Raw genomic sequence first — 22,136 nt, 5'->3', positions numbered from 1 at the left:
ACAAGGGGGAGTACCCATGGCCTCGCGCCTCGACGTCCTCGCGCGCCATCCTTGGCGTGCGCTTGGTTCGCTGTCCGCCGTCCTCGTCGCCACCGGTGCGGTCGTCGGCTCGAACGCCGCGTTCACCACCCAGACGGTGAACCCGAACAACACCTTCAGCGCCGGCATCCTGAAGGCCGGCTCCGACAAGGACGGTCAGGCGATCCTGACCGCCTCGAACCTCGTCCCGGGGCAGTCCGCCACGGGCTCGGTCACCATCAGCAACACGGGCAACGTGGCCGGCAACGGCTGGAAGGTCGCCCAGGCCGTCACCGGCACCACGGCCGGCGACGACCCGCACAGCGACGCCTCCGCCTCCCTGAAGGACGTCGCCGTCCTCAAGGTCGCCACGGGCGGCACGACGGTCTACGAGGGCACCGTCGCCGGCTTCACCGGCGCCGACCTCGAGGCCATCCCGGCCGGCGGCTCGCGCCAGTACGACTTCACCGTCACCTTCCCGGGCAGCGGCGCGAACGACAACGCCTACGAGGGCTCGTCGTTCACGACGTCGTACACCTGGTCGGCCTCCGCGGGCTCCTAGCCCAGCCGGACGCGATCACGCACTCCCCTGGCATGCGGCGTTCCACGCCTCGTGCGATCGCGCTCTCGACGCTCGCCGTGGCCGCCCTCGGGGCGGCCACGGTCGGGCTGTCGGGGGCGACGTTCGCCACCCAGACCGGCGCGGCCCACGTCACCGTGGACGCGGGTGACCTGCGCCTGACCAGCACGAAGGACGGTCAGGGCGTGGTGGCCGACGCCACGGGCCTGCGCCCTGGCGTCACGCGCTCGGGGACCGTGACCGTGAGCAACGCGGGTTCGGCGGACGCCGAGGCCTTCTTCGACGCGGCCCCCGAGGTCGTCGACGTGCCGGCCAGCCCGGCGCTGAGCTCGGTGCTGCGCTTCGCGCTCGAGCGCTGCCCGACCGGCGGTGCCGAGTGCCCGGGGGCCGAGCCGGTCCTCGAGGGCGTCACCCTCGCCCAGGCCGCGGCGGCCGACCGCACCGCCCTCGGCGCGGCGGCGCCCGGCAGCGCGTCGACCTACCGGGTCACGCTGAGCTGGCCGCAGGACGAGGCCGACCCGGACCTGCAGGCCGCGAGCACGCAGGCCACGCTCGGGTTCGCCATGGAGGCCGGGGAGTGACGCTCGCCGGTCGCATCGCCGGCGTGCTGGTGCCGCTGACCGCGCTCGCGCTCGCCGTCGTGCTGCTGGGCCCCGCGCTCTTCGGCATGGAGCGCTACGTCCTCACCAGCGGCTCCATGACGGGCAGCTACGACCGCGGCAGCGTGGTGTTCGGCGACCCGACGCCGCGCGACCAGCTCCGGGCGGGCGACGTCGTGACGTTCCAGCCCCCCGGTCACACCGAGCTCGTGACCCACCGGATCACGGAGGTCGTCCGCACGCCGGGCGCGCCGCTCGCGTTCCGCACCAAGGGCGACGCCAACGACGTGGCGGACCCCTGGACCTTCACGCCGACCACCGCGGAGCTCCCGCGCGTCGTCGGCTCGGTGCCCCACGTCGGCTACGTCGTGGCGGCCCTCGACGTGCGCTGGGTGCGCACGCTCGTCATCGGTCTCCCGGCGGCGCTCCTGGCGCTCGCCCTCATCGCCGGCCTGTGGCGCGACAGCAGCCCCGGCCGCATCCGCTTCGAGGTGACGGCATGACCCGCCGGACCAAGCTCTCGCTGGGCGTGACGACGGGCGTCGTCGCGCTGCTCGTGGTGCTCGTGACCGCCATCGGCGGCTCGGGCGCGGCGTTCTTCAGCAGCTCGTCCTCCCCGCAGTCCGCGAGCGCGGTGCCCGACTTCGTGGCGCCCGTCGTCGACGACGCCCGGACCAGCGCCACCGCCGCGGTCGGCGGTCAGGCGACGGTGTACGCCAAGGTCTCCGACGACGGCCGGCCCTCGAGCGGGGTCGCCGCGGTGAAGGCCGACCTCAGCGCCGTGGGTGCGGGGGACGACCAGGACCTCGAGGCCTGCGAGGACGGCTGCGGCCCGGGCGACGCCTTCGGCTGGCAGCGGACCTTCACGGTCGGCGACGACACGCCCGACGGCGAGCGCCCGCTCAGCCTCCACGCGGTCGACGGCGCCGGCAACGCGGGTGAGGCGCGCGAGGCGACGATCACGATCGACGCCTGCGCCGACCCGGAGCTCCCGGACCTCGACGGCGACGGCCAGCCCGACCAGTGCGACGCCGACGACGACGGCGACGGCGTGCCGGACGCCGACGACACCTGCGCGTCGGTCCCGAACCCGGGCCAGGCCGACACCGACGGCGACGGCCAGGGCGACGCGTGCGACGGCGACGACGACGGCGACGGCGTCCTGGACGGCGAGGACGGCTGCCAGTTCACGCCCGACCCCGGCCAGGCCGACACCGACGGCGACGGCCAGGGCGACGCGTGCGACGCCGACGACGACGGCGACGGCGTCACGGACGGCGACGACAACTGCCGGGTCGTCGCCAACGGCGGTCAGCAGGACGCCGACGGTGACGGCGCCGGCGACGCCTGTGACGCCGACGACGACGGCGACGGCGTCAGCGACGGCTCCGACAACTGCCAGTTCGTCCCGAACACCGGCCAGGAGAACACCGACGGCGACGCGTTCGGCAACGCCTGCGACGCCGACGACGACGGCGACGGCGCGCTCGACGGCAACGACTGCGCGCCGCTCGACGGCACCGTGGCGCCGGGCAGGCCCGACGCGCCGGACCTGCAGTCCGCCGACACGAACTGCGACACGGTCGACGGCGACGCCGCCGGGTCGGTGTTCGTCGCGACGTCGGGCAACGACGGCAACCCCGGCACGCTGGCGGCGCCCAAGCGCACCGTCCAGAACGCCGTGAACAGCTCGGGCGGGCGTCCGGTCCTGGTGTCCTCAGGCACCTACGACGAGGGCGCCGACGGCCTCGAGCTCGTCACGGGCGTGAGCGTCTTCGGCGCCTACCGCTCCGGCTTCACCGGCGCGCGGGACGCCACGACGACGGTCACGGGCTCGGCCTCCGCCGCGTTGGCCAACGGCGACACGAACGTGACGCTGCAGCGGATGCGCTTCGAGGGCAACCGCGGCGGTGGCATGAGCGCCTACGGCATCCGCGCCGTGAACTCCACCATCACCCTCCAGGCCTCGGCGGCGGTCGCCGGGCCGGGTGCCAACGGCGGCGGTGGCTCCACCGGCGGCGGCGGCGCGCGCGGCACCGACGGCAGCCGCGGCGGCGACGGCGACAACGACGACAACGGTCCCGGCGGCGCCGGCGGCGGCGGTGGGCCCTCGGCCGGCGGCTGCCCGGGCGGTGGCGGCGGCAAGGGCGGTCGCTACGGCAACAACCGCGGCGACAACGGCGCCCAGGGCGGCTGCGGCGGCGGCGGCGGTGGCGCGGGCGGTGCGGGCGGCGACCCGGGCCGGCGCGGCAACGACGGCGGCGGCGGCGCGTCCGGCGGTGCGGGCCCCAACGGCGGTGCCGGCGGCAACGGCTTCGCGGCTGCGGGCTCTGGCGGCTGGGCCGGCTTCAACGGCGCCACCGGCGGCCAGGGCGCCAGCGGCCTGGGCGGTGGCGGCGGCGGCGGTGGCGGTGGCCAGGGCTGCACCTTCTGCAACGACGGCCACGGCAACGGCGGTGGCGGCGGCGGTGGCGGCGGCCAGGGCGGCTTCCCGGGCACGGGTGGCGGCTGGGGCGGCGCGTCCATCGGCATCTACCTCTGGGCCTCGACCGTGACGCTCACCGACGGCTCGCTCGTGAGCACCGGCACCGGTGGCGCGGGCGGCGGTGGTGGCGGCGGCGGCAATGGCGGCGGTGGCGGCACCGGCGGTCTCGGGGCGACCCGCGACTGCGGCGAGGTCGGCTGCGGCGGCAACGGCGGCAACGGCGGCAGCGGCGGCAGCGGCGGCCATGGTGGCGGCGGTTCCGGCGGCCCGAGCATCGGCGTGCTGCGCCTCGGCGGCTCGGTGGCCAACGACAGCGGCACGGTGTTCTCCATCGGCAGCGCCGGTGGCGGCGGTGGCAGTGCAGGCAACGCCGGGCAGACCGGCCAGAGGGGGAGCATCCTGTGAGCCGGTTCAACCAGATCATCCGCCGGCCGGTCCAGCTCGTGGCCGTCGTGGCGGCGCTCGGGGTCGCGGGGGTGGCGGTCGCCGCCTCCAGCGACCAGGGCAAGATCGTCGTGGGCGGCGAGGACCAGGTCCTGCGCATCACCCTCTCGCTCGGCCTGCTGTTCGGCCAGACCAACGACAAGGGCAACGGCACGGTCCTGACCGCGCAGGGCCTCGTGCCCGGCGAGTCGAAGTGGGGCGAGGTCCGCGTGGCGAACACCGGCCTGCTGGCCGGCGCCTACACCCTGCAGGCCACGGACCTCGTCGACACGCTCGGCCGCTTCGGCGGCAAGCTCTCGCCGAAGCTCAACGTCAAGGTCGACGAGCGCTCGCGCACCGGCGTGCGGCGCCTCTACGACGGGACGCTCGCGAGCCTGTCCTCCCTGAACCTGGGGCGCTTCGCCTCGGGGGAGAACCGCGTCTACCGGTTCACGGCGACGCTGCCGTCCGGCGGCATCCCGTCCAGCCCGACCTCGGGCGACAACGCGGTGCAGGGCGCGGTCAGCCGCGTGAACCTGCGCTTCACCGCCTCCAGCACGCTCTAGTCGCGGCGCGCGCGGGGTGCTCGCCACCCCGCGCCGCCCGCGCTAGCCTCCCGCGCGCATGGCCGACACGTCGAAGATCGCGGCGAACCTCCGGGCGTTCCAGATCGCCATCAACGCCCACGACCGCGAGAACCCGACGCACAACGCCTACGGGATCGGGCTGGCCCACTTCGACCTCGAGCGCCTCGGCTTCGACGAGGGCGAGGAGGTCCTGCCGGGGATCACGATCCACGCCGACCAAGGCGTGAGCGGGAACTTCCGGGTCCTGTGCGACGGCGAGCACGACGAGGACCTCGCGGAGGAGACCGAGGACGTCGAGGTCGTCGAGGCGGTCGCGGCGCAGCGCACCATCCCGGCGCGCCAGGACGGCTAGCGGACCGCCGTTCACCTCATCGGCGGTTAAAGGGCAATGCCCGAACCACCGATGAGAGCCCCGTGGATGCGGAGGAGGAGCTGCCGGCTGGGCCGGCCCTCGACCGGCTGCTGGAGCTCGAGCAGCTGTTCGTCCTCAGCCGCGACCTCCTGGCGACCATCGGCGCCGACGGCCGCCTCGAGCGGCTGAACCCCGCCTGGGACACCGTCCTCGGGTGGGAGGTGGACACCCTCGTCGGCTCGCCGTGGCACGGGCTGGTGCATCCCGACGACGTGCCGGCCACCCGCGAGGTCATCCGCCGCATGACCTCCGACGCGCGCGGGACGGTCGTCGACTTCGAGAACCGCCTGCGCGCCCGCGACGGCCGCTGGCTCTGGATGCTGTGGAGCGCCAGCTGGGACGGCCGGCGCTGCTACCTCGTCGCCAAGGACATCACCGGCCGCAAGGCGCTCGAGGCCCAAGCGCTGCACGACCCGCTGACCGGCCTGCCCAACCGCGCGCTGCTCGTCGACCGCGCCACGCAGGCGCTGGGGCGCCTGACGCGCGCGGGCACCGGGCACGTCGGCTTCGTCGTCGTGGACCTCGACGAGTTCAAGACCGTCAACGCCTCCCACGGCCACCGCGTCGGCGACCGGCTGCTGCACGCCGTCGCCCAGCGCCTGCGCCACCGCATCCGTGCACAGGACACGCTCGCCCGACTCGCCGGCGACCAGTTCGTCTGCCTCTTCGAGGGGCCCGAGGCCGACCGCCTCCTCCTGCCCCGGATCCTCGGCTGCTTCGACGACCCCTACGAGGTCGACGGCGAGCGCCTGCGCGTGACCGCCAGCGTCGGCGTGGCCGACACCGCCGACGGCGCGCTCGACCCGGAGGAGCTGCTGCGCGACGCCGACGTCGCGCTCGAGCGCGCCAAGACCCGCGGCCGGGCGCGGGCCGAGCGCTTCGACGAGGTCCTGCGCGACGAGCACCGCCGCCGCCTCGCCCTGGCCGCCGACCTGCGCGGTGCGCTCGCCGCTGCCCAGCTGCGCCTGCACTTCCAGCCCGTCGTCGACCTGCGCACGGACGCGGTCGCCGGCTGCGAGGCGCTCCTGCGCTGGGAGCACCCGGACCGGGGCCGGCTGCGCCCGGGCGAGTTCCTGGGGATCGCCGAGGACGACGGCCAGATCGTCGCGATCGGCGAGTGGGTGGTCCGCGAGGCCTGCCGCCAGGCCGCGCAGTGGCGCGCCGCCGGCCACCAGCTCACGGTCGCCGTCAACGTCTCCGCCCTCCAGCTCGGCCGGCCCGGCCTCGTCGGCACGGTCCGCCGCGCGCTGCACGACGCGGGCCTGCCCGGGACGGCGCTCTGCCTCGAGGTCACGGAGACCGCGGTGCTGCGCCGCCCGGAGGAGGCCGCGCTGGCGCTGGGCATCCTGCGCGACGACGGCGTGCGCATCGCGCTCGACGACTTCGGCGAGGGCTACTCGTCGGTCCGCCACCTGCGCGCCCTGCCGGTCGACGTCCTCAAGGTCGACCGCTCGTTCGTCGCGGACATCCACCGCGACCCCGAGGCCCGTGCCCTCATCCGCAGCCTCTGCTCGCTGGGCGCCGCCCTCGGGCTCGACGTGGTCGCCGAGGGCGTGGAGACCAGCGAGCAGGACGACGTCCTGCGCGCCGTCGGCTGCGACTTCGGCCAGGGCTGGCTCTACGGCATGCCGGTGGCGCCCGCCGAGCTCGCGCTCGCCGCGCGCTAGGGGCGCTACGCCGTCAGCTCGAGCTCGCGGTCGAACGCGCGCCGGAACAGGTCGCGCTCGCGGCTCGCGGCCCACTGCGCGACGCGCACGTCGCCCGCGGCCTCCAGCGCCAGGCGGACCTTGCCGTTGCGCGCCGCGACGCCGACGGCGCGCACGACCTGGTCGCGGGAGCGTTCGAGGTCCTCGGCCAGGCGCAGCAGCACCGCGCAGCGGTCGAGCACCGCAGCGTCGCCCTTGTGCGCGAGTGCCGAGAACGGGCCGAGCCCCGGCATCCCCTTGCGGTGGAAGCGCACGGCCTGGCCGATCAGCGCGACCTCGCGCTGGCTGAAGCCCGGCAGGCCGCTGTTGAGCACGAGGTAGCGCGAGTGCTTGTGGTGGTCGTCGTAGTCGACGGCCATCCCGATGTCGTGGAGCACGCAGGCCGCCCACAGCAGCTCGCGCTCGCGCGGGTCGCCGGGGTGCAGGCCGGCCGCGGCGAGGTCGTCGAAGAGGCCCAGGGCGAGGCGGGCGACGTGCTCGGTGTGCGCCGGATCGACGTGGTGCTGTCCGGCGAGGTTGAGGACGCTCGAGCGGCGCACGTCGTCGACCAGCGGCGGCTCGCCCTGGAGGTGGCGGGCGAAGAAGACCCCCTCGCGCAGGCCCGCCTCGGTGACCTCGAGCGCGCCGAAGCCGCCGGCCTCGAGCACCCCCTGGACCACGACGGCGCCCGCGAGGATGAGGTCGCCGCGCGCGGGCTTGATCCCTGGGACCTTGCCGCGGTCGGCCGGCGCCATCGCGGCGAGGCGCTCGACGAGGTCGTCGAGGGCGGCGCGCTCGAGGACGAAGCCCTGCACGCCCATCGACGGCATGTCGTGCTCGAGCTGCACGGCGGTGGCGAGGTTGCGCACCGTGCCGCCGAGCGCCACGAGCCGGTCGCCGGAGCGGCCGAGCCACGGCGCACGTTCGAGCTTGCGCGCGACGTGGTCGCGCAGCGCCTTGAGGCGCTTGGCCGGCGCGGGCCCGTCGCCGGCCAGCTCGAAGCGCTCGGTCATCCGCACCGCGCCCAGGCGCCAGGACTCGAGCGCCTGGGCGTGACGGCCGACGACGCGCACGAGCTGCATCGAGCCGCCGCCGATGTCCAGCACGACGCCGTCGGCCAGCGTCGAGGAGTTCACCGCCGCCAGGTAGCCGTGGTAGGCCTCGTCGCGCTGGGAGAGGACGCGCACGGGCAGCGCCGAGCGGCGGAGGAACTCGTCGGCGTTCTCGGCGTCGCGGATGGCGCTCGTGGCCACCGCGTCGACCTCCTCGACGCCCGTGGCCTCGCAGAAGTGCGCGAACACCTCGACCGTGGCCAGCGCGCGGGCGATGCCCTCGTCGCCGAGCCGTCCGGTCGCCGCGAGCCCCTCGCCGATGCGGACCGGCTCGTAGATCTCGTCCGTGCGGCCCCACCAGCCGTCGGCGGCGGTGAAGACGACGAGGCGGAAGGAGTTGGAGCCCAGGTCGCACACCGCGACGCGCCGGTCGGCCATCGCGGAGGCAGGCTACCCGCCGGGCGTGGCCGCGCTCGCCCCGGCGACGACGACCTCCGCGACCGCGGTGTGGTCCCCGCGCATGCGCCGCGCGAGGACCGCCTCGACCTGCCAGCGCACGACGGCGTGGGGCGCGACGACCGACGGCCCGGCGTCGGCCGGCACGGGGAGGGCGAAGGGCAGGCGCACGGTGTGGCCGGCGGCCAGCTCCCCGCCGCCCTGCAGCTCGAGCTCGGCGACCTCCTCGTCCTTGTGGATGGTCGAGCGGCCCGAGCCGAACGTCATCCCGCCGACGGTGAGGGAGGCGTTGCCGAGGTCGTGGCCCGTCGCGGTGTACGTGCGGCGGCGGCGCAGGCGGACCAGGACGCCGGTGGTCCTGACGTCCTCGGGCGGCGTGACGACGACGACGCCCTCGAGCGTCGCGCCGGGTGCCACGGCGGCGGGCAGGCCCTCGAGCCCGACGCCCGCCTCGCCGACCACCGCGCCGAGCGTCCCGGCCGGCAGGGCGGCGGCCGGCGCGGGCACGTGCAGCTCCTGCTCGGCCTTGGCGTCGCGGCCGCGGTGGCGGTCGATGCGCGCCTCGGCGCGCCAGCGCACCGCGTCGGCCGAGCTGTGCGGCAGCCCCGCGGGCAGCGTGAACGTCGCGGTGTGCGCGCCGGGCGCGGCCTCGAGCTCCTCGCGCTCCTCGTGCAGGGTGGCGCTGCGCCACTCCTGCTCGGCGTGGTCGTCGCCCGGGTCCTTGTCCCACACGAGGTAGTGCTCGGTGCAGCGCAGGGCGAGCCGCAGCCCCTGGGCCCTGTCGTCGAGCGCGCCGGCGACGTCGGCGCGCAGCGTGACCTCGTCGCCGGGCGACGGCGACGGCGGGTCGACGGCGAGCGTGATCGTCGCGTCGCCCTTGCGGAAGGCGTCGAGGAACCCCATCGCCGCGCGACGCTAGCCCAGGCGGGCGCGCAGGGCGGCGAGCTCGTCCTCGGTGAGGCCGTGGGCGCGCAGCCAGCCGGCCGCGCCGCCGTGGCGCTCGTCGAGCAGCTCGAGCACGCGCTCCATCGTGCCCGGGCGCGGCGCGTGCGAGCGCGGGTCCTGCGAGCGGACCTCGCCGGCGTAGGTCGGCGTCGAGGCCAGCCGGTCGATGATCGCCTCGATGCGCTCGGCCGTCGCGAGGTAGTCGGCGACGACCGCCTCGCGGTCGACCCCGGCCGCGTCGAGCGCGAGCGCGACGACGACCCCGGTGCGGTCCTTGCCCGCCGCGCAGTGCACGAGCACGGCGCCGTCGGTCCCCGCGATGGCGCGGACGGCGGCGACGACGGCGTCCGGGCGGTGCTGGAGGTAGCCGAGGTACGAGCGCACGACGGGGTGCTCGTCGGGCTCGTCGGCCATGCCCGCCTCGCCCCAGCCCGGCAGGACGGTCTCGGCGTCGACGTCGGTCTGGCCGCCCGTCTCGGGGTGGACGGAGAGGTGCAGGACCTCGACGCGCCCGTCGCGGTCCAGCGGCGTCGGGCCCTCGAGCCGGCGCTCGGCGCCCGTGCGCAGGTCGATGACCGTCCGCAGCCGGAGGTCCTCGACGAGCCGGTCGACGTCGGCCTCGCTCAGGTCCTGGAGGTTGTCCGAGCGCAGCAGCCGGCCGGGCGCGACGGCGCCGCCCTCCGCGAGGGCCAGACCGCCCACGTCACGACCGTTGACGACGCCGTCGAGCTCGAGCCACCGCACGTCCGGCCACCGTAGCGCGGGGCGCCGCGGCGGCCGTGGACGGGTGGTGAAGGGCGCTACGCCGGGCGCTCGATGAGCTCGACGCGGTAGCCGTCGGGGTCGCGCACGAAGCAGATGCGCGAGCCGCCCGCGCGCACCTGGTACGGCGGCTTCTCGGGCTGGATGCCCTCCTGCGCCAGCCCCGCGAGCGTGTCGTCGAGGTCCTCGACGGTCAGCGCGATGTGGTTGTAGCCCGTCCCCAGGTCGTAGCTGTCGACCCCGGGGTTCTTGGTCAGCTCGAGGCGGTCGCCGTCGCCGGGGAGCCCGAGGAAGACGTTCGTCGCGCCGTCGGGGAGGTCCATGCGGCGGCGCTCCTCGAAGCCCAGGGCGCCGTAGAAGGCGACCGAGCGGTCGATGTCGCCGATCCGGTAGCAGGTGTGGATGAGCTCGGGCACCTGGCGAGCCTACAAAGCCCCCCGCGCGCTTCACGAGCCTTGACGGCGCGTCTGGGATGCTGCGCGGCCATGCGCGTCGAGCGGACGATGGACGACCAGTTCCTGGCCAACACGTACCTCGTGGGACCCGACGGCGGGGGCGACGGCTTCTACGTCGACGCCCACGGCGACGTGGCCGGGCTGGCGGCGAGGGCGCAGGAGCTCGGGATCACGCCGACGCACCTCCTGCTCACCCACCACCACTGGGACCACGTCTCGGCCATCGGGGAGGTCGTGGCGGCCCACCCCGGGATCGAGGTCCTCATCGACGCCCGCGAGCGCGAGGCGCTCAAGGCCGCCGCGCCCGAGCTCGAGCAGCACGTCACCGGCGAGATCGCCCCGGGCGACACGGTCCAGGTCGGCGAGCTGGCGGTCGAGGTCCTGCACATCCCGGGCCACACGGCGGGGATGCTCGGCCTCCTGGTCGAGGGCGAGCTCTTCACCGGGGACACGCTGTTCAAGGGCTCGGTCGGCGGCGTGCGCGCGCCGGGATCGACCTCCTACGCCGACCTCAAGAGCTCGGTGATGGACACGATCATGGGGCTGCCGGCGCAGACCGTGCTGCGCCCCGGCCACACCGACCCGTCCACGGTCGGCGACGAGTGGGAGCACAACCGCTTCATCCGCGTCTGGCGCGGCGTCGACCCCGAGGGCGACGAGCCGTGCACGGCGCTTGGCGAGCCCGCGACGCTCGTGCTGCTCGGCGACGACTACGACGGCGGCCACAAGGCCTGGGTGCGCTGGCCCGACGGACGCGACGACATCGTCCCGGGCTCGAAGATCGAGCGGTGAGCGAGCTCCCGACCGGGCGCTGGCGGCGGGCCGCCAAGGTCGGTCGCCTCGCCGCCACGCAGGCCGCGCGCCAGGCGGGCACCCGTGCCGCGAACGTCGCGCGCTCCGACGAGGCGGCCCAGCGCGCGCTCGAGCAGCGCCAGATCGAGGCGGCCGAGCAGATCGTCGCCGTGCTCGGGACGATGAAGGGCGCGGCGATGAAGCTCGGCCAGGTCCTGAGCTTCCTCGACGTCGGCCTGGTCCCGGAGAGCCACCGGGAGGAGTTCCAGGCCAAGCTCGCCGAGCTGCGCGACGCCGCGCCCAAGGTCGCCTTCAAGGACATGAAGCGGGTCCTCGAGGAGTCCTACGGCGAGAAGCTCGACCACGTCTTCGACACCTTCGACCCGGTGCCGATCGCCGCCGCGTCGATCGGCCAGGTCTACCGCGCCCGCCTGCACGACGGCCGCGACGTCGCGGTGAAGGTCCAGTACCCCGGCGTCGCGCGCGCCGTGCGCTCGGACCTCCAGAACATGGGCATCCTGCTGCGGCTCATGAAGCGGATGGCGCCGGGGCTGGACCCGGACGCGATCGGCGGCGAGATCCGCGAGCGCATGGAGGAGGAGCTCGACTACGAGCTCGAGGCCGCCAACCAGCGCACGCTCGCGCGCATCTACCGCGGCCACCCGTTCATCGTCATCCCGGACGTCGTCACGTCGCTCAGCCACGAGCGCGTCGTGGTCTCCGAGTTCGTGCAGGGCCGGCGCTTCGAGGAGCTCGAGTCCGCCTCCCAGGAGGAGCGCGACGCGGTCGGCGAGGTCATCTTCCGCTTCTACTTCGGGACGATGTACCGCCACCGCCAGTTCAGCGGCGACCCGCACCCGGGCAACTGCCTCGTGCTGGACCGCGACGGGCCGCTGCCCCGCATGGCGTTCCTGGACTTCGGGCTGTTCAAGAGGATCAGCGACGAGGCCGCGGAGTTCGAGCTCGAGACGCAGCGGCTGGGCATCGAGGGCCGCGCCGAGGAGCTCATCGACCACATGCACCGCGGCGGGTGGATCAGCGACCCGTCGCGCTACACGCACGAGTCGATCCTCGAGCAGTTCGAGGACCTCGTGGGCTGGTACACGATCGACGCCGACATCCAGCTCACGCCCGAGCTCGCGACGGAGGTCCTGATCCAGATGGGCGACCCGCGCTCGCGCCACTTCGACACGATGCGCCGCGAGACGCTGCCGGCCGACCACCTCTTCGGCCGGCGCCTGGAGACGCTGACGCTCGCGGTGCTCAGCCAGCTGCGGGCGTGCAACAACTGGAACGCCATCGCCCGGGAGTGGATCTACGGCGACGCGCCGCGGACGGAGCTCGGGCGCCAGGAGGCCGAGTTCTACGCCGCGCGACGCTGACCGCCGGGCGGTCGGCCGCCTCGTCGTCCTGGCGGTCGTCATCGGCGTCGGCTTCGGCGCCGTCGCGCTGTCCGGGGGCCTGAGCGCCGACGAGCTGCGCGACCGCCTCGACGGCCACGGCGTCCTCGGGCCGGTCCTCTACGTCGCCGTGGCGGCGCTCCTGGTCCCGACGCTCTTCCCCGGCCCGCTGCTGGCGGGCGCGGGCGGGCTGCTGTTCGGCACCGCGCTGGGCGCGCCGCTTGCGGTGCTGGCCGTCGTGCTCGGCGCCGTCCTGGCGTTCACGATCGCCCGCCGCCTCGCCCACGACGCCGTCGAGCGCCTCCAGGGCCCGCGGCTGCGGGCGCTGCGCGAGTGGGTCGGCCAGCGCGGCTTCCTCAGCGTGCTCTACGCCCGGCTCATGCCCGGCGTGCCGTACACGCTCGTGAACTACGCCGCCGGCCTGTCGCCGGTGCGCCTGCGCTCGTTCACCGCCGCCACCGCCCTGGGCGCCGCGCCGCGGACCGCCGCCTACGCCGCGCTCGGCGGCAGCTTCGACGACCTCACCGACCCCGTCGCGCTGGGCGCCATCGGGGTCATCCTGCTCATGGCTGTCGCCGGGGCGCTCGTGGCACGGCGGGAGGCGCGGTCGGCTCGGGGACTTCCTGGATCTGCAGGAGGGAGGTCGACCCCGGCCGGCCCGACGGCAGCCCGGCCGTGATGCCCACGCGGCTGCCCGGCTTGAGCCACCCGAGCTCGGCGACGCGGCGGGCCGCGTGGTGGATGAGCTCCTCGGTCACCTCGTGGCGGGGCATCGAGGCGCCCTTGACGCCCCACATGAGCCCGCAGCGGCGGACCGTCTCGCGGCCGGGCGAGAGGGCGAAGATCGGCACCTCCGGGCGGTGCGCGCTGACGAGGCGGGCGCTGCGGCCCGACAGGGTCGGGATCACCAGCGCGTCGAGGCCGAGCTCGCGCGCGGCCTCGCAGGCCGCGTGGGCCATCGTGTACGACGGGTCGCGGGCGTCGCGCGCCACGCGCTCGTCGTTCCAGCGCTCGTAGGGCAGCGACCCCTCGACGGTCCGGGCGACCGCGGCCATCATCTCGACGGCACCGACGGGGTAGGCGCCGACGGCGGTCTCCTGGGAGAGCATCACCGCGTCGGTGCCGTCCAGGATCGCGTTGGCGACGTCGGCGACCTCCGCGCGCGTCGGGCGCGACGAGGTGACCATGGAGTCGAGCATCTGCGTCGCGGTGATCACCGGCCGCGCGAAGCGCCCGGCCATGGCGATGAGCCGCTTCTGCACCATCGGGACCTCCTCGATGGGCAGCTCGATGCCGAGGTCGCCGCGGGCGACCATCACGCAGTCGGAGACCTTGATGATCGCCTCGGCGTTGTCGACCGCCTGGGGCTTCTCCATCTTCGCGATGAGCGGGACGCGCGTGTGCTCGCGGACGTGGAGGACGTCCTCGGGGCGGCGGACGAAGCTCAGCGCAACGACGTCCACGCCGATGCGGCTGCCGGCGCGCAGGTGCTCGAGGTCCTCCTCGGGCACGGAGGGCAGGAGGTCGGCGGGGCCCGGGATGTTGAGGCCCTGGCGCGAGGCGACGACGCCGCCGACCACGACCTCGGTGTCGACCTCGCGCTCGCCAGGGCGCACCGCGGTCGCCCGCAGGCGCACCGCGCCGTCGGCGAGGTAGAGCACGTCGCCCGCCTCGACGGACTGCGGCAGGTCGGCCCACGAGAGCGACATCCGGCGCTCGTCGCCCTCGACGTCGCCGTCGCCGCAGACGAAGGTCAGCTCGTCGCCGGGCTTGAGCTCGGCGGTGCCCTCGCGCAGCGGCCCGATGCGCAGCTTCGGGCCGGGGAGGTCCTGGAGGATCGCCACCGGGCGCCCGGCGCGGCCGGCGGCGTCGCGCACGCGCTGCGCGGTCTCGGCGTGCTGGTCGTGCGTGCCGTGGCTGAAGTTCAGCCGCGCGACGTCCATCCCCGCCTCGATGAGCCGGACCAGGACCTCGGGGTCCCGCGAGGCCGGTCCGATGGTGGCGACGATCTTCGTGCGGCGGTCTGCCATGGCGCGTCGCAGGCTACCCCCGCGGTGCGCGGCCCCTGCCTCGGCGCTACAGCAGGTTCACCGCGCGCGGCAGCGAGAACGTCGGGAAGAGCTTCGGGTTGCGCGTGGTCCGGCGCACCTTCGAGCCCAGGCGGTAGACCGCGGCGGCGGTGCCCTCCGGCGCGTCGACGGTGATCCGGAAGCTGCCGTCGGCCTTGGGCGCGGTGGTGCCGACGGTCTCCCAGGTCTTGCAGCTCAGGCGCCGCTTGACGGTGATCCGGCGGGCCCGCTCGGTGCCGGCCAGCGGCCGGGCGACGCGGCCGGAGATCGTGACCGCTCCGCCCTTCGAGCGCACGCCGGTGACCTGCATGCGCCGCTGCAGCTTGAGGTTGAGGCTGCGCTCCCGGCCGACCTTGGCGACGTAGCGCGCGCGGTTGCCCGAGCGCACCTTGCGCGACGGCATCGGCGCCGTGGCGGTGAACGAGCCGTCCGCGCGGACGACCGGGCGGGCGACGACCTTGCCCGTGGCCTGGAGCGTGATGGCGACGCGCTTGCCCGCCAGGGAGCGGTCCGCGGCGCCGAGGAGCCGCACGCGGCGGCCCTCGGGCACGACGTCGGTCAGCACGAGCTTGCGCGTCGTGCAGGCCAGCGCGAGGTCGTTGGCGGTCTGCGGGCCGGCGTCGCCCGAGCAGTCGACGTCGCCGTTGCCGACGGCGGCCTCGCCGACGACGACGTCGAGCAGCGGCTGGCCGAGCAGCGAGGCCTCGACGCGCAGCGCGCGCTGCGTGAGCGAGCGGCCGTCGGGAGAGCGCGTCTGCTGGTTGGGCGTGACCTTGAGCTTGAGCACCGCCGCGGGGATGGAGATCGGCGGCAGCGCGTCGAGCAGCGGCTTGAGGAGCGGCTGCACGAGGCCCTGGAGGACCGGGCCCGTGATGCCGTCGACCAGCGGCAGCTTGATCTTCGAGACGTCGAGGTCCGACAGGTCGAGGCTCGTCGTGTCCAGCAGGTCGAGCGTCTGGTCCAGCACGCCGTCGAGCCCGAGGTCCTGGCCGAGCACGCGCACCCCGGCGACCTGCGAGGCGCCGACGAGCTTGGGCTGGCCGTCGACGCACGCGGCGGTGGCGGCGGCCTGGACGCCCTGGACCGTGAGGACGTCGGCGGTGTTCAGCCCGTCGAGCAGGCTGCGCACCGCCGGGACGAGGTCGAGGCTGAGCTGCGGCGGGAGGCCCAGGAGCTGGAGCGCGCCGGGGATCGGCAGCGACAGCGACGGCAGGGCGTCGAGCAGCGGGCCGAGCGCGACGTCCGGCAGCTGGGACAGCGCGAGGACCTTGAGGTCGGTCACGCCGCCGACGGCGAGGGCGGTGCGGTCCCGCGCGCGCGACGACGAGGCGCCGGTGATCGAGGTGCCGGCCGTGACCGCGGAGAGCTGCAGGGGCAGCGGCAGCTGCTTGGCGGTGTCGACGAGCGCGTGGGTGTCGGTCCGGCACTCCGGCTCGCCGACGTTCGCGAAGACCGGCTCGATCGTCGTGCCCAGCACGGTGCCGCGCACCGCGCTTGCCGCGCAGTTCCACGCGCCGCCCTCCTGGGCGGCGGCCGTCGACGGCCCGGCGAGGCCGGCGGCGACGGCGAGGGCTGCGACGAGCGGCAGGCGACCCACGGTCAGGTCAGCATCGGCGGCTGGGGCGAGACCTTGAGCGGGCGCGCCGGCCGGTGGCCGCGGCGGTCCGGCCCCCGACCTGGCTAGCGTCCCGGCGGTGGGGCGCCCGAGGACGTACGTCGCCAGCCCGCTGGGCTTCACCGCCGCGGGGCGGCACTGGTACGGCGAGGTGCTGCTGCCCGCGCTGGCGGCGGTCGTCGAGCCCGTCGACCCGTGGGCGCTCACGGCGCCCGAGGAGGCCGCAGCCGCGACCGTGGGGCGCACGCCCGAGGAGCAGCGGCCGTTCTGGCTGGAGGTCGGCCGCCGCAACGCCGAGGCGCTGCGCACGTGCGACCGGCTCGTCGCGGTGCTCGAGGGCCAGGAGCCCGACTCGGGGACCGTGGCCGAGCTCGGCTTCGCCGCCGCGCTGGGCCTGCGCTGCGACGGGCTGCGCACCGACCTGCGCCGGGCGGGCGAGCCGGGGATGGCGGTGAACCTCCAGGTCGAGGCGTTCGTCGTGCACAGCGGCGGGCGGATCTGCGCCGACCTCGACGACCTGGTGCGGGAGCTCGGCGCGTCCGGGTAGCCCCGAGGCCATGTCCATCGCCCCGCCCGTCACCTCCGGGAACCCCGTCAAGGCCCAGGGTCGCCGCCTCGTGCAGGCCGACGTCCTGAAGGCCGACGACGTCGTGGAGGTCGACACCGACGAGCACGGCACGCTCGCGGTGGGCATGGTCGACGGCGTCCCGTTCGCGACGGGCAACGTCTGCCGCCACCAGTTCGCCAAGCTCGGGCGCGGCCAGATCCGCGACGGCTGCCTGGAGTGCCCCTGGCACCGCGCCCGCTACGACGTGCGCACGGGCGAGATGGTCTCGGGCCCCAAGGGCAAGGTCTTCGGCTTCCCGCCGTACTCGAAGGCGGTCCAGGGCGTCGCCAACACCGCGGCCCCCCTGCGCACCTTCCCGGTCGCCGTCGTGGACGGCTGGATCGCGCTCGTCGACGAGCCCCCTGGGACGTAGGGGTCTCACCCTCGCTCCTCGCGCAGGGCGGCGAGGAGCGCGTCGGCCAGCGGCGGGCGGTTCGTGGGCAGGGTCGCCAGCGCGTAGGTGAAGCGCGGCGCGCCCGCAAGCGGGCGGGGGACGGTCCCCTGGTCCGCACCGGCGGTCGCGACGCCCGGGACGAGGCCGACGCCGAGGCCGGCCGAGACGGAGCGCCGGACGCCCTCGGCGGTGCCCGCGACGAGGCGCGCGGCGGGGGTGATGGAGCGGGCGGCGAGGAGCGCGTCGACCTCGCGGCGGTCGACGGCGCCGGCGTGGCGGACGACGAGGGTCTCGCGCCGGAGGTCGGTGAGGCGCACGCGATCGCGCTCGGCGAGCGGATGGCCGGCGGGGAGGAGGCAGACGAGCGCGTCCCGGGCGAAGGGCTCCACGACGAGGCCGGCGGCGGGCGCGCGGTCGGTGAGGAGGGCGCCGTCGACGCGACCCTGCCGGAGGGCGTCGACGACGGTGGCCTCGTCGCCGGCGAGGACGTCGACGAGCAGCGAGGGCAGCCGCGCGCGCAGCCGGGCCAGCGCGGGCGGGAGGACGTGCGTGGTCAGGACCTCGCCGCCGCCGAGGCGCAGGTGGCGGCGCTCGGGCGCGACGGCGCGCTCGACGGCGGCGCCCGCCGCCTCGGCCTCGGCCAGCAGGGCGGCGGCGTGCGGGCGCAGCGCCTCGCCGGCCGGCGTGAGGCGCGCGCCCGCGCGTGAGCGCTCGACGAGCGGCGCCCCCGCCCGGCGCTCGAGCGCGGCGACGTGCGAGGAGACCGTCGGCTGGCTCACGCCGAGCACCCGGGCCGCGGCGGTGAAGGACCCGCGGTCGGCCACCGCGAGGAACGCCCGCAGGCGCGCGGCGTCGCCGAGCACGTCCACGGCGCGCGACCCTACCACGGCCAACGGCTATCGAACCACGTCGTCCACAGCCTTGTGCCGTGGATGCCGCGGCGGCACGCTGCCGCCCATGCCGACCTCCTCCGCCTCCGGGCCCCGCGACTGGGACGCCGCCACCTACGACCGCGTGGGGGCGCCGATGACCCGTCGCGGCCTGCTCGCCGTCGACCGCCTCGAGCTGCAGCCGCACATGACCGTGCTCGACGCCGGCTGCGGCACGGGGCGCGTCACCGCCGCGGTGCTCGAGCGCCTGGGCCCCGAGGGCCGGGTCATCGCGCTGGACGGCTCGCCGTCGATGGTCGCGGAGGCCCGCGCCGTCCTCGGCGACGACCCGCGCGTCGCGTTCGTGGTCGCCGACCTGGGGGCCGACGGGTTCGCCGAGCCCGGGTCGCTGTGCGCGGTCGTCTCGACCTCGACCTTCCACTGGGTCCCGGACCACCCCGCACTGTGGCGGCGCCTGCACGCCGCGCTCAAGCCCGGCGGCCAGCTCGTCGTGGACTGCGGCGGGGCCGGCAACATCGCCCGGATCCTGCAGGCGCTGCGCGACCTCGGCGTCCACGACACCCCATGGACGTTCGACGACCCCGAGACGGCGACGCGCGAGCTCCAGGCCGCGGGCTTCACCGACGTCCACGCCCGCCTGCGGGCCGACCCGGCGCCCGTCACGCGCGACGGCGTCGAGACCTACCTGCGCACCGTCGTCCTGGGCTCCTACGTGGCGGAGCGCTCGGCCGCCGACGCCGACGCCCTCGTCGCCGCGGTCGCCCGCGCGCTCGGCCCGGAGCCGGTCATCGACTACGTCCGCCTGGAGCTCGAGGCCCGCAAGCCCTGAGCGCCAGGGTGGAGGGTGCCAGGCACCTTCCACCCCCGACCGGTTCCGGTACGGTCGGGTACCGATGCCGCGTGCCGACGCCCCGCCCACCCTCGACGGCCGGACCTGGGTCATCACCGGCGCCGGCTCGGGCATGGGCCGCGCGCTCGCCCTGCGGATGGCGGCGCGCGGCTGCCCGGTCGCGCTGGCCGACTGGCACGAGGAGCAGCTCGAGGAGACGGCGGCCCAGTGCGCCGGGCCGGTCCTGCACCGCAGGCTCGACGTCCGCGACCGCCAGGGCGTGATGGCCTTCGCCGCCGACGTCGCGCAGTGGGCACCCGCGCCGATCGGGGCCGTCGTCAACAACGCGGGCGTCACCGTCGCCCAGTCGGTGGCCGGCGCCTCGCCCGAGGACGACGAGTGGGTCGTCGACGTGAACTTCGGCGGCGTCGTCCACGGCACCCGCGCCTTCCTGCCGATCCTCCTCGACCAGGGCTCCGGCACGATCGCGAACACCTCGAGCGTCTTCGGCCTCATCGGCTTCCCCAACCAGAGCGCCTACTGCGCCTCCAAGCACGCCGTGCGTGGCTTCACCGAGGCCCTGCGCCACGAGCTGCGCGGCACCGGCGTGCGCGCGACGACCATCCACCCCGGCGGCGTGAAGACGAACATCGTCGCCAACGCCCGCTACCACGTCGACGCCGGTGGCTCGACCGACCACGCCCGCGCGGTCAAGGAGTTCGACCGCATCGCCCAGACCTCGCCGGAGAAGGCGGCCAAGACCATCCACGAGGGCATCCAGGCCGGCAAGCCGCGCATCCGCGTCGGCGCCGACGCGGTCTTCTTCGACCTGCTCGTGCGCCTCGCGCCCAACCGCTACTTCGACCTGCTGGAGCGCGTCGAGGCCCTCGGCCGCCGCGACGGCCACTCGATGCGCAAGGTGCGCCTCAGCCGTCAGCAGGGGCGGTGAGCACCGCGCGCAGCAGGCCGCGCGCGACGTCCTGCACCTCGCGCCGGCGCCGCGCGGGGTCCGGCGCGTCGAACACCCGCGTGGCCAGCTCGCGGATGCCCGCGACGATGACGATCGCGGTGTCGACCGGCAGCGCCTGGAGGTCGGGCTCGCGCTCGCGCGCCTCCTCCACGAGGTCGTGCAGGACCTGCGCCGCCTTCTCGTGCACGGCGTGGAGGCGCTCGATCCCGCGCTCGCCCGCCAGGTACATCTCGTAGCCGTAGGTGCGCGTGAGCTCCGGCTCGCTGGTGAGCGACCGCAGGTAGGCGTCGGTGGCCGCGTCCAGGCGCTCCTCCAGCGGCTTGTCGAGCGACGCCGCCGCCCGGATCTGCGCCAGGACGAGGTCGCCCAGGACGTCGCCCAGCGCCAGGTAGCAGGCGACGAGGTCCTCGAAGTGCTCGTAGAACGTGCGCCGGGAGACCCGGGCGTGGCGGACCACGTCGGCCACGGTGGTGCCCCGGAAGCCGCGCTCGCGCAGCGCGTCGGCCATGGCGGCGAGCAGGCGGTCGCGGTGACTGCCCGTGGCGTCCGGCATGACCGTGGTGGACGTCTCCGTCACGTCCCGCACCCTGCCAGAAGATGGACGACCATGGTCTGGTACCGTCTCGTACCATGAGCGCCACGACGGAGGCCCCGCGCGCCGAGCAGCCGGAGGCGGGCGGCCGGTTCGCGCCCTCGCCCGCCGGCCCGCTGCCCGACCACGCCGGCGCCTTCAACCCGCCGCCGCGGCTTCCGGGCCGCCCGCTCAAGCAGACCATCGGCCTCGGCCTGCGCCCGTTCGGCACGAGCATGCGCTCGGGCCGCGAGATGGGCGAGGTCTTCCGCGTGCGCCTGGTCGTGCGCGACGCCGACCTCATCGTCACGAGCCACCCCGACCACGTCGCGTCGCTGTTCAAGGCCAAGCCGGGGCTCGTGCCGTCGATGACCGCCGAGTCGCCGCTGCGCCCGGTCCTCGGCCCGAACTCCGTCCTCACCGCCAACGGCCCGCGCCACCTGCGCCAGCGCAAGCTCCTGCTGCCCCCGTTCCACGGCGACGCCGTGCGCCGCTACACCGACGTCATCACCGAGGTCGCCGAGCGCGAGGTCGACCGCTGGCCCGTCGGGCGCCCGTTCAGCCTCGCGCCGCGCATGCAGGCGCTGACGCTCGACGTCATCCTCGCCGGCGTCTTCGGCATCGAAGGCACGCCCGGGCCCGGGACGATCGAGCACGACCTGCGCGAGACCGTCCGCCGCGTCCTGGCCTGGTCCACCCACCCGGCGTGGAGCCTCGTCGACCTCGAGAACCTCGGCCGCGACGAACCGCGCGGGGTGCTCAAGCGGATCCTCGCCTACAGCGACAAGCGCCTGTACGCGGTCATCCGCGACCGCCGCGCGCGGGGAGCGACCGGCGACGACGTGCTCTCGCTCCTGCTCCAGGCTCGCACGGAGGACGGCGCGCCGCTGAGCGACGAGGAGCTGCGCGACGAGCTCCTCACGCTCGTCCTCGCCGGCCACGAGACGACCGCCAACTCGCTGGCGTGGACGCTCGAGCGGCTCGTGCGCTTCCCCGCCGCCTACGACCGCCTGCGCGACGTCGCCCGCTCCGAGGACGGCGACCCCGACGGCTACGTCGAGGCGACCGTGCACGAGGGCATGCGCGTGCGCCCCGTCATCCCGATGGTCGGCCGGCGCGTGCAGGTGCCGTGGCAGCTCGGCGACTTCACGATCGCCGCGCAGACGCCGGTGGCGCTCCACATCCTGCTGCTGCACCACCGCGAGGACGTCTACCCCGAGCCGTTCCAGTTCCGGCCCGAGCGCTTCGTCGGGGCCAAGCCCGGGACGTACACGTGGATCCCGTTCGGCGGCGGCACGCGCCGCTGCCTGGGGGCGGCGCTGGCGATGGCCGAGCAGCGGGTCGTGCTGCGCACCGTCGCGCGGCGCACGGACATGGTCGCGGCGCACCCCGAGCACTTCGAGCGCGCGCGGATGCGCAACGTGACGATGATCCCCGAGAAGGGCGGGCGCGTCGTCATGACGGCGCGCCGCGATCGCTGAAGCGCGCACCGTCGCCCGCGGTTGTGGGTTGCCCGGCCGGGGTACGGCGCTGTACCGTC

The 22,136-nt window shown here is 75.5% G+C and carries 23 protein-coding genes; 15 read left to right on the top strand and 8 right to left on the bottom strand.

The window, feature by feature from the left end:
• Positions 1-16: 16 nt before the first annotated feature.
• From JUB12_RS13225 to JUB12_RS13195, 7 genes are all read left to right on the top strand, one after another.
• Entirely contained in the window at positions 17-580 is a 564-nt protein-coding gene (locus JUB12_RS13225; protein ID WP_205695895.1) for a hypothetical protein, read from the top strand.
• Between the two features lie 32 nt (positions 581-612).
• Positions 613-1,179, top strand: coding sequence for a hypothetical protein (locus JUB12_RS13220; protein ID WP_205695894.1), 567 nt, complete (start codon positions 613-615; stop codon positions 1,177-1,179).
• Positions 1,176-1,700 (top strand): signal peptidase I, encoded by a 525-nt coding sequence (locus JUB12_RS13215; RefSeq protein WP_205695893.1) that lies wholly within the window; start codon positions 1,176-1,178, stop codon positions 1,698-1,700. The genes JUB12_RS13220 and JUB12_RS13215 overlap by 4 nt, the downstream gene beginning before the upstream one ends.
• Positions 1,697-4,087 carry a thrombospondin type 3 repeat-containing protein gene (locus JUB12_RS22210; RefSeq protein WP_205695892.1) on the top strand — a complete coding sequence of 797 codons (2,391 nt, stop codon included), beginning with the start codon at positions 1,697-1,699 and terminating at the stop codon, positions 4,085-4,087. Before JUB12_RS13215 ends, JUB12_RS22210 begins: the two co-directional genes overlap by 4 nt.
• Complete coding sequence (locus JUB12_RS13205) at positions 4,084-4,671, top strand: hypothetical protein (protein ID WP_205695891.1); 588 nt, start codon at positions 4,084-4,086, stop codon at positions 4,669-4,671. The genes JUB12_RS22210 and JUB12_RS13205 overlap by 4 nt, the downstream gene beginning before the upstream one ends.
• Positions 4,672-4,729: 58 nt before the next feature.
• Entirely contained in the window at positions 4,730-5,044 is a 315-nt protein-coding gene (locus JUB12_RS13200) for a hypothetical protein (RefSeq protein ID WP_205695890.1), read from the top strand.
• A 62-nt stretch (positions 5,045-5,106) separates the two neighbouring features.
• Complete coding sequence (locus tag JUB12_RS13195) at positions 5,107-6,771, top strand: bifunctional diguanylate cyclase/phosphodiesterase (RefSeq protein ID WP_205695889.1); 1,665 nt, start codon at positions 5,107-5,109, stop codon at positions 6,769-6,771.
• 5 nt (positions 6,772-6,776) lie between these two features.
• Here the strand turns inward: JUB12_RS13195 and JUB12_RS13190 are convergent, their stop codons facing one another.
• Genes JUB12_RS13190 through JUB12_RS13175 form a run of 4 tightly spaced genes read right to left on the bottom strand, consistent with a single transcriptional unit; the run spans position 6,777 to position 10,420 of the window.
• A complete protein-coding gene (locus JUB12_RS13190; RefSeq protein ID WP_205695888.1) occupies positions 6,777-8,279 on the bottom strand; it encodes a Ppx/GppA phosphatase family protein in 1,503 nt (500 codons plus the stop codon).
• 12 nt (positions 8,280-8,291) lie between these two features.
• Positions 8,292-9,200, bottom strand: a complete 909-nt coding sequence (locus JUB12_RS13185) for a hypothetical protein (protein WP_205695887.1) — start codon at positions 9,198-9,200, stop codon at positions 8,292-8,294.
• Between the two features lie 12 nt (positions 9,201-9,212).
• The gene (locus JUB12_RS13180) at positions 9,213-9,986 is read right to left on the bottom strand and encodes a tyrosine-protein phosphatase (protein ID WP_205695886.1); all 774 of its coding nucleotides are present in this window, start codon (positions 9,984-9,986) and stop codon (positions 9,213-9,215) included.
• A 56-nt stretch (positions 9,987-10,042) separates the two neighbouring features.
• Positions 10,043-10,420, bottom strand: coding sequence for a VOC family protein (locus tag JUB12_RS13175; RefSeq protein WP_205695885.1), 378 nt, complete (start codon positions 10,418-10,420; stop codon positions 10,043-10,045).
• A gap of 69 nt (positions 10,421-10,489) precedes the next feature.
• Here JUB12_RS13175 and JUB12_RS13170 point away from each other — a divergent pair, with 69 nt between their 5' ends.
• The 3 genes from JUB12_RS13170 (at position 10,490) to JUB12_RS13160 (ending at position 13,330) form a co-directional block, all read left to right on the top strand.
• The gene (locus tag JUB12_RS13170; protein WP_205695884.1) at positions 10,490-11,251 is read left to right on the top strand and encodes an MBL fold metallo-hydrolase; all 762 of its coding nucleotides are present in this window, start codon (positions 10,490-10,492) and stop codon (positions 11,249-11,251) included.
• Positions 11,248-12,633 (top strand): AarF/ABC1/UbiB kinase family protein, encoded by a 1,386-nt coding sequence (locus tag JUB12_RS13165; RefSeq protein WP_205695883.1) that lies wholly within the window; start codon positions 11,248-11,250, stop codon positions 12,631-12,633. The genes JUB12_RS13170 and JUB12_RS13165 overlap by 4 nt, the downstream gene beginning before the upstream one ends.
• Positions 12,634-12,781: 148 nt before the next feature.
• Positions 12,782-13,330 (top strand): TVP38/TMEM64 family protein, encoded by a 549-nt coding sequence (locus JUB12_RS13160; protein ID WP_205695882.1) that lies wholly within the window; start codon positions 12,782-12,784, stop codon positions 13,328-13,330.
• Here the strand turns inward: JUB12_RS13160 and pyk are convergent.
• Both pyk and JUB12_RS13150 read right to left on the bottom strand, forming a co-directional pair.
• Positions 13,215-14,681: a pyruvate kinase gene (gene pyk, locus JUB12_RS13155; RefSeq protein ID WP_205695881.1), complete on the bottom strand. Its 1,467-nt coding sequence runs from the start codon at positions 14,679-14,681 to the stop codon at positions 13,215-13,217. The two genes, JUB12_RS13160 and pyk, sit on opposite strands and share 116 nt — an antisense overlap.
• Positions 14,682-14,727: 46 nt before the next feature.
• A complete protein-coding gene (locus JUB12_RS13150; protein WP_205695880.1) occupies positions 14,728-16,317 on the bottom strand; it encodes a hypothetical protein in 1,590 nt (529 codons plus the stop codon).
• Between the two features lie 97 nt (positions 16,318-16,414).
• Between JUB12_RS13150 and JUB12_RS13145 the strand changes: the two genes are divergently transcribed.
• On the top strand, positions 16,415-16,882 hold the full coding sequence (locus JUB12_RS13145; protein ID WP_205695879.1) for a nucleoside 2-deoxyribosyltransferase: 468 nt from the start codon (positions 16,415-16,417) through the stop codon (positions 16,880-16,882).
• A gap of 10 nt (positions 16,883-16,892) precedes the next feature.
• Complete coding sequence (locus tag JUB12_RS13140) at positions 16,893-17,315, top strand: Rieske 2Fe-2S domain-containing protein (RefSeq protein WP_205695878.1); 423 nt, start codon at positions 16,893-16,895, stop codon at positions 17,313-17,315.
• 5 nt (positions 17,316-17,320) lie between these two features.
• On the opposite strand, the gene JUB12_RS13135 is transcribed toward JUB12_RS13140, so the two are convergent.
• Positions 17,321-18,205 carry a LysR family transcriptional regulator gene (locus JUB12_RS13135; protein WP_205695877.1) on the bottom strand — a complete coding sequence of 295 codons (885 nt, stop codon included), beginning with the start codon at positions 18,203-18,205 and terminating at the stop codon, positions 17,321-17,323.
• Between the two features lie 88 nt (positions 18,206-18,293).
• Between JUB12_RS13135 and JUB12_RS13130 the strand changes: the two genes are divergently transcribed.
• The gene (locus tag JUB12_RS13130; protein WP_205695876.1) at positions 18,294-19,055 is read left to right on the top strand and encodes a trans-aconitate 2-methyltransferase; all 762 of its coding nucleotides are present in this window, start codon (positions 18,294-18,296) and stop codon (positions 19,053-19,055) included.
• A 64-nt stretch (positions 19,056-19,119) separates the two neighbouring features.
• Positions 19,120-20,004 (top strand): SDR family oxidoreductase, encoded by an 885-nt coding sequence (locus tag JUB12_RS13125; RefSeq protein ID WP_205695875.1) that lies wholly within the window; start codon positions 19,120-19,122, stop codon positions 20,002-20,004.
• Here JUB12_RS13125 and JUB12_RS13120 read toward each other — a convergent pair.
• Positions 19,982-20,602, bottom strand: coding sequence for a TetR/AcrR family transcriptional regulator (locus JUB12_RS13120; protein WP_205695874.1), 621 nt, complete (start codon positions 20,600-20,602; stop codon positions 19,982-19,984). The genes JUB12_RS13125 and JUB12_RS13120 overlap by 23 nt on opposite strands.
• Before the next feature lie 53 nt (positions 20,603-20,655).
• On the opposite strand from JUB12_RS13120, the gene JUB12_RS13115 reads away from it, so the two are divergent.
• Positions 20,656-22,077: a cytochrome P450 gene (locus JUB12_RS13115; RefSeq protein WP_205695873.1), complete on the top strand. Its 1,422-nt coding sequence runs from the start codon at positions 20,656-20,658 to the stop codon at positions 22,075-22,077.
• The last annotated feature ends 59 nt before the right edge of the window (positions 22,078-22,136 follow it).

The sequence above is a fragment of the Conexibacter sp. SYSU D00693 genome (assembly GCF_017084525.1).
Lineage (GTDB): Bacteria > Actinomycetota > Thermoleophilia > Solirubrobacterales > Solirubrobacteraceae > Baekduia.
The sequence above is the reverse complement of the archived record's forward strand: the minus strand, read 5'-3'. Positions and strand labels throughout refer to the sequence as shown.

Bases quoted from the DNA above. Each gene is read 5' to 3' on its own strand.
- pyk (WP_205695881.1), bottom strand. From the start codon at position 14,681: ATGGCAGACCGCCGCACGAAGATCGTCGCCACCATCGGACCGGCCTCG.
- JUB12_RS13140 (WP_205695878.1), top strand. From the start codon at position 16,893: ATGTCCATCGCCCCGCCCGTCACCTCCGGGAACCCCGTCAAGGCCCAG.
- JUB12_RS13220 (WP_205695894.1), top strand. From the start codon at position 613: ATGCGGCGTTCCACGCCTCGTGCGATCGCGCTCTCGACGCTCGCCGTG.
- JUB12_RS13185 (WP_205695887.1), bottom strand. From the start codon at position 9,200: ATGGGGTTCCTCGACGCCTTCCGCAAGGGCGACGCGACGATCACGCTC.
- JUB12_RS13190 (WP_205695888.1), bottom strand. From the start codon at position 8,279: ATGGCCGACCGGCGCGTCGCGGTGTGCGACCTGGGCTCCAACTCCTTC.
- JUB12_RS13225 (WP_205695895.1), top strand. From the start codon at position 17: ATGGCCTCGCGCCTCGACGTCCTCGCGCGCCATCCTTGGCGTGCGCTT.
- JUB12_RS22210 (WP_205695892.1), top strand. From the start codon at position 1,697: ATGACCCGCCGGACCAAGCTCTCGCTGGGCGTGACGACGGGCGTCGTC.
- JUB12_RS13115 (WP_205695873.1), top strand. From the start codon at position 20,656: ATGAGCGCCACGACGGAGGCCCCGCGCGCCGAGCAGCCGGAGGCGGGC.
- JUB12_RS13170 (WP_205695884.1), top strand. From the start codon at position 10,490: ATGCGCGTCGAGCGGACGATGGACGACCAGTTCCTGGCCAACACGTAC.
- JUB12_RS13200 (WP_205695890.1), top strand. From the start codon at position 4,730: ATGGCCGACACGTCGAAGATCGCGGCGAACCTCCGGGCGTTCCAGATC.
- JUB12_RS13130 (WP_205695876.1), top strand. From the start codon at position 18,294: ATGCCGACCTCCTCCGCCTCCGGGCCCCGCGACTGGGACGCCGCCACC.
- JUB12_RS13125 (WP_205695875.1), top strand. From the start codon at position 19,120: ATGCCGCGTGCCGACGCCCCGCCCACCCTCGACGGCCGGACCTGGGTC.